At 65.2% G+C, this 270-nt stretch carries 1 pseudogene; it reads left to right on the top strand.

What is annotated here, in order from left to right:
* Positions 1-270 (top strand): annotated as a pseudogene (locus SB772_RS41265) (GMP synthase (glutamine-hydrolyzing)); the annotation flags it as partial.

Here is a 270-nt window from a genome sequence, read left to right as displayed (position 1 = left end):
AGCTGGGCCTGCCGTACGACATGGTCTACCGCCACCCGTTCCCAGGCCCGGGCCTGGGCGTGCGCATCCTGGGTGAAGTGAAGAAGGAATACGCCGACATCCTGCGTCGCGCCGACCACATCTTCATCGAAGAACTGCGCAAGGCCGACTGGTACCACAAGACCAGCCAGGCCTTCGTGGTGTTCCAGCCGGTCAAGTCGGTGGGTGTCGTGGGTGACGGCCGTCGCTACGCCTGGGTCGTGGCCCTGCGTGCCGTCGAAACCGTGGACT

The sequence above is a fragment of the Paraburkholderia sp. SIMBA_030 genome (assembly GCF_046535245.1).
In the GTDB taxonomy this organism is placed as follows: domain Bacteria; phylum Pseudomonadota; class Gammaproteobacteria; order Burkholderiales; family Burkholderiaceae; genus Paraburkholderia.
This window is presented reverse-complemented; position numbering and strand designations above follow the sequence as displayed.